This is a genomic window from Mesorhizobium sp. M4A.F.Ca.ET.020.02.1.1, assembly GCF_004022645.1.
Classification (GTDB): domain Bacteria; phylum Pseudomonadota; class Alphaproteobacteria; order Rhizobiales; family Rhizobiaceae; genus Mesorhizobium.
Window position 1 is genome coordinate 1 of the sequence record NZ_RZOI01000274.1, and the last position, 7,183, is coordinate 7,183.

Annotated in this window: 9 protein-coding genes; 5 read left to right on the top strand and 4 right to left on the bottom strand. The window is 62.1% G+C overall.

Annotated elements, in window-relative coordinates:
• From EN742_RS17985 to EN742_RS18005, 5 genes are all read left to right on the top strand, one after another.
• On the top strand, positions 1-1,310 hold a 1,310-nt coding region (locus EN742_RS17985), incomplete at its 5' end, for a cbb3-type cytochrome c oxidase subunit I (RefSeq protein WP_128333096.1).
• Positions 1,307-2,011, top strand: coding sequence for a cytochrome c oxidase subunit 3 (locus EN742_RS17990; RefSeq protein ID WP_126054226.1), 705 nt, complete (start codon positions 1,307-1,309; stop codon positions 2,009-2,011). The genes EN742_RS17985 and EN742_RS17990, both read left to right, overlap by 4 nt.
• 10 nt (positions 2,012-2,021) lie before the next feature.
• A complete protein-coding gene (locus EN742_RS17995; protein WP_126054225.1) occupies positions 2,022-2,744 on the top strand; it encodes a heme-copper oxidase subunit III family protein in 723 nt (240 codons plus the stop codon).
• 26 nt (positions 2,745-2,770) lie between these two features.
• Positions 2,771-3,169, top strand: coding sequence for a cytochrome C oxidase subunit IV family protein (locus EN742_RS18000; protein ID WP_126054224.1), 399 nt, complete (start codon positions 2,771-2,773; stop codon positions 3,167-3,169).
• Positions 3,170-3,303: 134 nt separating this feature from the next.
• Positions 3,304-3,777 (top strand): aminoacyl-tRNA deacylase, encoded by a 474-nt coding sequence (locus EN742_RS18005; RefSeq protein ID WP_126054223.1) that lies wholly within the window; start codon positions 3,304-3,306, stop codon positions 3,775-3,777.
• A gap of 144 nt (positions 3,778-3,921) precedes the next feature.
• Here the strand turns inward: EN742_RS18005 and EN742_RS18010 are convergent, their stop codons facing one another.
• The 4 genes from EN742_RS18010 to EN742_RS18025 form a co-directional block, all read right to left on the bottom strand.
• Positions 3,922-4,740, bottom strand: coding sequence for a DUF2189 domain-containing protein (locus tag EN742_RS18010; RefSeq protein WP_126054222.1), 819 nt, complete (start codon positions 4,738-4,740; stop codon positions 3,922-3,924).
• 366 nt (positions 4,741-5,106) lie between these two features.
• The gene (locus EN742_RS18015) at positions 5,107-6,036 is read right to left on the bottom strand and encodes a heme o synthase (protein WP_126054221.1); all 930 of its coding nucleotides are present in this window, start codon (positions 6,034-6,036) and stop codon (positions 5,107-5,109) included.
• A gap of 34 nt (positions 6,037-6,070) precedes the next feature.
• On the bottom strand, positions 6,071-6,451 hold the full coding sequence (locus EN742_RS18020) for a cytochrome c family protein (protein ID WP_126054220.1): 381 nt from the start codon (positions 6,449-6,451) through the stop codon (positions 6,071-6,073).
• A gap of 185 nt (positions 6,452-6,636) precedes the next feature.
• The gene (locus tag EN742_RS18025; protein ID WP_245492348.1) at positions 6,637-7,134 is read right to left on the bottom strand and encodes a type VI secretion protein; all 498 of its coding nucleotides are present in this window, start codon (positions 7,132-7,134) and stop codon (positions 6,637-6,639) included.
• Positions 7,135-7,183: the final 49 nt, after the last annotated feature.

The following is a 7,183-nucleotide window of genomic DNA, read 5'->3' on the forward strand; positions in this document are numbered from 1 at the left end:
GGTACCCGCCGCAGGCCATCATGACCGGCACGCCCGGCGGCCAGGACTGGGGCATCATCCTGATGCTCTCCTCACTTATCCTGTTCATCATCGGCTTCACCATGGGCGGCCTGAACTATGTCGTGACCGTGCTGCAGGCGCGCACCCGCGGCATGACGATGATGCGGCTGCCGCTCACCGTCTGGGGCATCTTCACCGCCACCGTGATGGCGCTGCTCGCCTTTCCCGCGCTTTTCGTCGCTTGCGTGATGATGCTGCTCGACCGCGTGCTCGGCACCTCCTTCTTCATGCCGGCGATCGTCGAGATGGGCGAACAACTGCAGCACAATGGCGGCAGCCCGATCCTGTTCCAGCATCTGTTCTGGTTCTTCGGCCACCCCGAGGTTTACATCGTCGCGCTGCCGGCCTTCGGCATCGTCTCCGACCTCATCAGCACCCATGCGCGCAAGAACATTTTTGGCTACCGGATGATGGTCTGGGCCATCGTCGGCATCGGTGCGCTGAGCTTTGTGGTCTGGGCGCACCACATGTATGTCAGCGGCATGCACCCCTATTTCGGTTTCTTCTTCGCCACCACCACGCTGATCATCGCCGTTCCGACCGCCATCAAGGTCTATAACTGGGTGCTGACGCTGTGGCGCGGCGACATCCATCTCACCATACCGATGCTGTTCGCGCTCGCCTTCATCGTCACCTTCGTCAATGGCGGGCTGACCGGGCTGTTCCTCGGCAATGTCGTCGTCGACGTACCGCTGTCGGACACGATGTTCGTCGTCGCCCATTTCCACATGGTCATGGGCGTCGCGCCGATCCTAGTGATCCTGGGCGCGATCTACCATTGGTACCCGAAAGTCACCGGCCGCATGCTCGACGAGACACTCGGCCGCTTCCATTTCTGGGTGACCTTCCTTGGCGCCTATCTGATCTTTTTCCCCATGCACTATCTTGGCCTGATCGGCATTCCGCGGCGCTACGCGGAGCTGACCGATATGACGATAATGACGGAGTCGGCCCATCATCTGAACTCGTTCATCTCGATCATGGCCTTCATAGTCGGCTTCGCCCAGATGGTGTTCCTGTTCAACCTGATCTGGAGCATCCGCAATGGCCGCGAGGCCGGCGGCAATCCTTGGCGGGCGACGACGCTGGAATGGCAGACGCCGGAGACCCCGCCGACCCATGGCAATTTCGGCAAGGAGCTGCCGATTGTCTATCGCTGGGCCTATGACTACAGCGTGCCGGGCGCCAAGGAGGACTTCATTCCGCAGAACGTGCCGGGCAATTTCGGCCTCTCCAAGGAGCCGGCATGAGCGTCATCCTGGTCTTCCTGGCTGTGATCGCCGGTTTCGCCGGCTGGTGGCTCTCGCACCAGCGGCTGACGGCGAAACCATGGTTGGAACAAGGCCTGGCAGGGGATTTCGTCGACCTCGACCGGTCGGCCCTGCCCACCGCCAAGATCGGCCTCGGCGTCTTCCTCGCCGTCGTCGGCTGCCTGTTCTCGCTGTTCACCAGCGCCTATTTCATGCGCATGGGCCTGTCGGATTGGCGGCCGCTGCCACTGCCGCGCCTCCTCTGGCTGAACACCGGCGTGCTGGTGCTGAGCAGCATCGCGCTGCAATGCGCCGTCGCCGCCGCGCGCAAATGCCAGGTCGACAATGTCCGGCTGGGTCTTGTCACGGCCGGGGTAACAGCGCTTGGCTTCCTCATCGGGCAGCTCGTGGCGTGGCGGCAACTGACCGAGGATGGCTATCTTCTCGCCGCCAACCCGGCCAACAGCTTTTTCTATCTGATCACCGGCATGCACGGCCTGCACATACTGGGGGGTCTGATCGGCCTTGGCAGGACGAGCGCTAGCGCCTGGAACGGCGCTCGGCCGGAGCGGCTGCGCCTCGGCGTCGAGCTCTGCGCCATGTACTGGCATTTCCTGCTTTTCGTCTGGCTCTGCATCTTCGCCCTTCTGGCCGGCTGGGCCGCGACGTTCATCGACATTTGCCGGCAGCTGCTGACCTAGGAGGCAGGCGATGGCTGAGACGACACTGGTGCATAGCGGCCAAACGGAGCCAAGGCCTTCCGGCTGGCAAGGCATTGCCGCTGACTGGGCCTCGGACCAGCGCGCGTTCAAGAACGTGTCCTGGGGCAAGGCCATGATGTGGATCTTCCTGCTCAGCGACACCTTCATCTTCGGCTGCTTCCTGCTCTCCTACATGACGGCGCGCATGTCGACGCGCGTGCCATGGCCCAATCCGAGCGAGGTCTTCGCGCTGCGCATCGGCGGCCAGGAGATTCCGCTGATCCTGATCGCCATCATGACCTTCGTACTGATCTCGAGCAGCGGCACGATGGCCATGGCGGTCAATTTCGGCTACCGCCGCGACCGCCGCAAGACCGCGATCCTGATGCTGTTGACCGCCGCGCTTGGCGCCACCTTCGTCGGCATGCAGGCCTTCGAGTGGACCAAGCTGATCACCGAAGGGGTACGGCCCTGGGGCAATCCCTGGGGCGCCGCGCAATTCGGCTCCTCGTTCTTCATGATCACCGGCTTCCACGGCACCCACGTCACGATCGGCGTGATCTTCCTGATCATCACGGCGCGCAAGGTCTGGCGCGGCGACTACGACATCGGGCGGCCCGGCTTCTTCACAAGCCGCAGGGGCCGCTACGAGAATGTCGAGATCATGGGCCTCTACTGGCACTTCGTCGACCTGGTCTGGGTGTTCATTTTCGCCTTCTTCTATCTTTGGTGAGAAGCAGGCTTTGTTGAGAGGAAGCTATGGCTGAAGCAACCGCAAACGGTCTCGGGCAACACGCACTGCACGCCGACCACGCGCATGACGCTGCGACGGTCGCCGTGGCCGAGGCGCATCAGGAGCATCCGATCAAGCTCTACCTGGTGGTCTGGGTGTGGCTGTTCATCCTCAGCACCTGCTCCTACTTGGTCGACTATTTCGGGCTGCACGGCTATCTCAGATGGTCGCTGATCCTGATCTTCATGATGCTCAAGGCCGGGCTGATCGTCGCCGTCTTCATGCACATGGCCTGGGAAAGGCTGGCGCTCGCCTATGCGATCATCCTGCCGCCGATATTGGTGCTGGTGTTCACGATGATGATGGTCTTCGAGTCCGACTACACGCTTTTCACCCGTGTAACGTTTTTCGGTGCCGGACCCTGACGCACAGCCGGAGTTGCTGGACGGTCGCCTCGCCTTGAAACAATGGATGGCTGAGCCATCTTTGTCGGTATCGGAGACGGTCGAAGACAGCCGTCGTTCCAATTGCATCACAACCTGAAGCAAGGGGAGCCAAAATGACGATCGCGAACAAACTGAAGCATTTCATCGACGGCAAGGGCGTTTCCTATGACACCGTCGAACATCACCGCACGTCCACCAGCCGGCAGTCCGCCATCGCCGCGCATGTGCCCGGCAGCATCATGGCCAAATCGGTGGTCGTCCACCACGAGCTCGGTTATGCGCTGGCCGTGGTCCCGAGCACGCACAGGATCGAGCTCGGCACGTTGCAAAGCATCATGGATAAGCGTCTCGGGCTTGCTTCCGAGGACGAGGTGGTCTCGCTCTTCGGCGATTGCGACATCGGCGCGGTGCCACCGATCGGAGCCGCCTATGACGTGCCGGTGATCCTCGACGAAAGCCTTGGCAACGCCGACGACATCTATTTCGAAGGCGGCGACCACAGGACGCTCGTTCATGTCAGCGGCAAGGACTTTCGTAACCTGACAACGGATGCGCGCCAGGCCCGCTTCAGCCATCCGGCCTACTGAAGCTAGCTAAATGCATGTCACCCAAAAGTGTGCAGCGGTTTTGGGACAACGACATGCACAAAGACAAAAGCTTAAAGCGCGTCGCCTGAATCCGTTCAGACGCGACGCGCTTTAAGCCGCGCCGAAACGGCGCGGCCCCAAATCTCAACCTGCCGGTTTGACCGAAGGTGGCGGTTCCACGACCTTGCGATAGACGTGCCAGGTGGCGTGGCCGAGAATCGGCAGCACCACCGCCAGGCCGGCGAAGACCGGGATCGATCCGATGATCAGCGCAACGGCGACGATCAACCCCCAGACCGCCATCACGATCGGGTTCGCCATCACCACGCGCACCGAGGTGTGGATCGCCTCGTACGCGCCGACATCACGATCGAGCAGCAGCGGGAAGGCGACGACCGTGGTGCACAGCACCACCACGGCAAAGACGAAGCCGATGGCATGGCCGAGCACGATCAGCGTCCAGCCGCGCCCGGTGGCGAATATTTCGTTGATGAAGCCGGACAGCGATGCCGGCGGCGTCGGGCCGAAGAGATGCACGTAGAATGCCTGGGCGGTCAGAAGCCAGGCGATGAAGATCGCAAACAGCATGATTCCGACCGCCGCGATCGACGGCAAGGCGGGCGAGTTCTTGACCTCGAAGGCATGGCTCCAGGAGGCATCGAGACCGGCCTCCCGCCGGCGGCTGATTTCGTAGAGGCCGATCGCGGCGAACGGGCCGAGCAGCGCGAAGCCGGAGACCAGCGGAAACAGCAACGGCAACGCGTTGGCGCCCGATGTCCAGGCGGCGAGAACCACGCCGACCAGCGGATAGATCAGGCAGAGAAACACGATATGCGAGGGCTTGACCATAAAATCGTCGACGCCGCGTCTGAGCGCGTCGAAAAGATCGGAAACGCCGATTTTTCGAATTCTCGTATGCTCCAGCGTTTCGCTGGCACCTGCAATAACGTGAAAGCTCGCCATGACCATTCCTCCAGATCAGGTCCGGCGCGGTCGCGGTTTCATGGTGCTATCGTTCTGCGTGATTGGTCACGCAAACCGCAACCTGCACCACAAACACCATACACTTTTGCGCGGGACTTGTCGCCCTTTGTCGGCAAGGGATCCGGGTGGGCCCAAGCACAGGCTGGCTCGAAGATCCTTTTTTCGCTATTCTCCTGCAGGTCGAAGGTGAAGGTCATGGACACTCGGACGCTTCTCATACTCGGCCTTGGGATACTCATTCTGCTGCTGCTCGGATTCTTTGCGCTGCCGGCGTGATGGCTTTGGAAGCAAGGTTCTAGGCGGCCCGCGGGCTGCGGCTGCGAACCTGGCTCATGCCCATCGGGATCAGAGTGAGGCGACCACGCGCGAAACGATCCTGTCGCAGAGCAGCGTGGCGAAAATCGCGAAGAGATAAGCGATCGAAAAAGCAAACAGCGCCTTTGCCGGCGTCATCTCATTGTCGCGAGCGGCCAGCACCTTCCAGGCACGCCAGATGAAACCGATACCCAGCGCCGCTGCGACGACCCCGTAGAATCCGCTGGCGAATCCGAAAGGCCAGGGCAGCACCCCGATCGGCGCCAGGATGAGCGCGTAGGCGAAGATCTGTCTGCGCGTTGAAGCCTCGCCCGCCACGTTCGGCATCATCGGAATACCGGCGGCGGCGTAGTCGCCGACCTTGAACAAGGCCAGCGCCCAGAAATGCGGCGGCGTCCACAGGAAGATGATCAGGAACAGGATGAGGCTTTCGACACCGACGGCACCGGTGGCGGCCGCCCAGCCGATGACCGGAGGAAGCGCGCCCGCCGCACCGCCGATGACGATGTTCTGCGGCGTCGAACGCTTCAGCCACATCGTGTAGATCACGACGTAAAAGAAGATGGTGAAGGCAAGCAGCGACGCCGCGAGCCAGCCAACCAGCACGCCCAGCGTCATCACTGAGAGCGCCGAAAGCACCAGGCCAAAGCCGAGCGCTTCGCCCGGCGTGACGCGGCCCGAAGGCACCGGCCGCTTCGACGTACGCGTCATCAACGCATCGATATCGGCGTCGTACCACATGTTGAGCGCACCGGCCGCACCTGCCCCGATGGCGATCGCCGCGATCGCGATCACGGCGATGACCGGGTTCATCACGCCGGGCGCCACCATCAAGCCGACGAAAGCAGTGAAGACGGCAAGCGCCATGACGCGCGGTTTGAGCAGCGCGAAGAAATCGGCGGCCGTCGCTTCCGAGAGGCGAATGCCGTTGTCCTCGAGGCGGCTTTCCCTAGTCGACATTGCAGGCGACCACCGATGGAGGCAGGAAGAATGACTATTGCGAGAACTGCTTGAGATAGGCGATGACGTTGGCCACGTCCTGGTCGTTCTTGAGACCGGCAAACGCCATCTTGGTCCCTTTGACCATGGCCTTGGGATCGTGAAGATAGGTCGTCAGCGTCGGGTCGTCCCATTTGACGCCGGACTTGCCGGCATCGATCATCGCCTGGGAGTATGCGAAATCAGGGTGCGTGCCCGCCGTGCGGCCAATAACGCCATGCAATGAAGGGCCGATCTTGTTCTTGTCCTCGTCCGCGATGTGGCAGACCTTGCATTTGACGAAAACCTTCTCACCCGCCGCGGCGTCCTGCGCCTGCGAGGGATGGGCGGTGAAGGCTGTTACGGACACGGCTGCAATAAATGCGATGGCGCGCATATGGCACTTCCTCCCTGGTCGTCATCCTGCCTTGGACGATTCACGCAGCCGATCACGTCGGCTTGCGCCCTTTGATGGCAAGTACGGAATATCCGCACTGCCGCAGTGGAATTGCGGCACCTACATACCACGGATTCCGAACGGCGGATAGAAAAAGCCAGAGATTGCGATGGTTTAGGACGCGCTCAGGGTGGATCGGTGTTGCAAGCCCCGGCGATCCTGTCGACCGCCTCGCCAAGTCCGGAAAGGTCGAAATCCGCCTCGCCGCGTCCCGCCAGCAGGCCGAAGCGCCAGGAAAGCAGAAGCCGGCTCGCCGGCACCAGCCGCTTGATGCCATCGGCGCCATCCCTGACCAGCACCTTGCCGCGCGTACCGACGGACCAGCTCTCATCGAATTTGCGGTCGCCGTCGACAGTAACCGACATGGTGATCTTGCGGCTGGCGGACACGGCATCGTTGAGCTGCACCCATTCGCTCCAGTGCGGCTCGCCACCCGGCTGGCAGGCGATGGTCAGCACCGGACTGTAGCCCAGCGCGCCGCCACCGGTGAGAAGCTTGTTGTCGGCATAAAGCGAGGCGGTGACCAGACCGTCATTGCTGGTATCGAAACGCCAATTGTCGAGAGCGGCATCGGCCTCGGCCACGCCGCAGGCAGAGATGAAAGCGAGCGCCGCCGCCACCACGCCGCCCTTTTCGACGAACCGCCTCAACGATGCCTCCAACGCCCTCTGT

Bases quoted from the DNA above. Each gene is read 5' to 3' on its own strand.
- EN742_RS17990 (WP_126054226.1), top strand. From the start codon at position 1,307: ATGAGCGTCATCCTGGTCTTCCTGGCTGTGATCGCCGGTTTCGCCGGC.
- EN742_RS17995 (WP_126054225.1), top strand. From the start codon at position 2,022: ATGGCTGAGACGACACTGGTGCATAGCGGCCAAACGGAGCCAAGGCCT.
- EN742_RS18000 (WP_126054224.1), top strand. From the start codon at position 2,771: ATGGCTGAAGCAACCGCAAACGGTCTCGGGCAACACGCACTGCACGCC.
- EN742_RS18005 (WP_126054223.1), top strand. From the start codon at position 3,304: ATGACGATCGCGAACAAACTGAAGCATTTCATCGACGGCAAGGGCGTT.
- EN742_RS18010 (WP_126054222.1), bottom strand. From the start codon at position 4,740: ATGGCGAGCTTTCACGTTATTGCAGGTGCCAGCGAAACGCTGGAGCAT.
- EN742_RS18015 (WP_126054221.1), bottom strand. From the start codon at position 6,036: ATGTCGACTAGGGAAAGCCGCCTCGAGGACAACGGCATTCGCCTCTCG.
- EN742_RS18020 (WP_126054220.1), bottom strand. From the start codon at position 6,451: ATGCGCGCCATCGCATTTATTGCAGCCGTGTCCGTAACAGCCTTCACC.